The sequence below is a fragment of the Sphingobacterium allocomposti genome (assembly GCF_008124885.1).
GTDB classification, from domain to species: Bacteria; Bacteroidota; Bacteroidia; order Sphingobacteriales; family Sphingobacteriaceae; genus Sphingobacterium; species Sphingobacterium allocomposti.
Genome location: NZ_VNHX01000053.1, coordinates 1 through 1,252 on the forward strand (window position 1 = coordinate 1; position 1,252 = coordinate 1,252).

The window sequence follows — 1,252 nt, forward strand, 5'->3', positions numbered from 1 at the left end:
GTGGATATTACGGTTCGAATAGTGCCAGTCATTTTGGTCGGATGATGCCACTTATTTCGGTTCAATTTGTGCCAATTTAGTTTGAAATAGCATAGTTTGTTTACGGTTCGTTTTGTGCCAGCTTAATGTTGGATTATCAGAGCTGCCATATCACCGGAATATTACGGTTCGTTTTGTGCCACTTTAAAAGATCAAGCAATTACCTTATCGCTGTATTTAGAAAAAGCGATATGGCCAACACACTTGATCCGATGGACTTAAAACAGATCATTACTTTACACCTTGACGGTATCAGCAACCGCAGGATAGCCTCGATCCTTGGGATCTCCCGCAATACGGTGAATACGTATATGCAACTTTTTTCGGCAAGCGATCATCCCCTCGGGGAACTACTTGAGCTGGATGCGGCAGCATTATCCGAACTCTTTACCTCGCATACGACGGTCGATACCGTGCGTCATAATGAGCTGATGCTATATCTTGAACAGGCCAACCAGTCCCGTACCCACCCCGGATTCACCTTTCAGCACCATTATCAGCAGTATTTTGGTCAGGCCCGGGATCCGTACAGTTACACCCAGTTTCTGGAGCACTACCGACGCAAATATCCCAGGGAAAAGGGTTCTATGAAACTCGATCATGTTGCCGGTGAAGAAATGTACATTGATTTTGCGGGAAAGAAACTGCACCTGGTAAACAGGGAAACTGGAGAGCTTATCCCTGTAGAAGTCTTTGTATCCGTCCTTCCCTGTAGCCAGTACACCTACGTGCGTGCCTGTATGAGCCAGAAAAGAGCCGATTTCATAGATTGCTGCACCCATGCACTGAGCTTCTATGGCGGTGCCCCCAAGGCCATTGTATCGGACAACCTCCGTTTCTGCCGTCAACCGTGCCAGTAAGTACGAAGCGGATATAAACCGTAGCTTCAAGGACTTTGCACGACATTACAACTGCGTGATCAATCCCACCCGGGGATATTCACCCCAGGACAAAGCACTGGTAGAAAATGCTGTGCACCTTGTATACCAGCGCATCTACTATCCGCTGCGGGAGATGACCTTCTTTTCCCTTGAAGATCTCAACAGGGAGATCTCCAGGCTGTTGGAGCGTTACAACAATCTGCTGTTCCAGCGTAAGGAGTCAAGCCGTACCGAGCTTTTCCAGTGTGTTGAACGGCAGTACCTTAAACCTCTGCCCACGGTGCCCTACGAGCTCAAGGACTATAAAAGGGCTAAAGTTCAGAAGATGGGCT

The 1,252-nt window shown here is 47.8% G+C and carries 1 protein-coding gene and 1 pseudogene; both read left to right on the forward strand.

Features of this window, described 5'->3' with window-relative positions:
* The first annotated feature begins 230 nt into the window (after positions 1-230).
* Positions 231-899: a sigma factor-like helix-turn-helix DNA-binding protein gene (locus BC792_RS18230; RefSeq protein WP_246155186.1), complete on the forward strand. Its 669-nt coding sequence runs from the start codon at positions 231-233 to the stop codon at positions 897-899.
* A 55-nt stretch (positions 900-954) separates the two neighbouring features.
* Positions 955-1,252 (forward strand): annotated as a pseudogene (locus tag BC792_RS18670) (IS21 family transposase); the annotation flags it as partial.

Bases quoted from the DNA above. Each gene is read 5' to 3' on its own strand.
- BC792_RS18230 (WP_246155186.1), top strand. From the start codon at position 231: ATGGCCAACACACTTGATCCGATGGACTTAAAACAGATCATTACTTTA.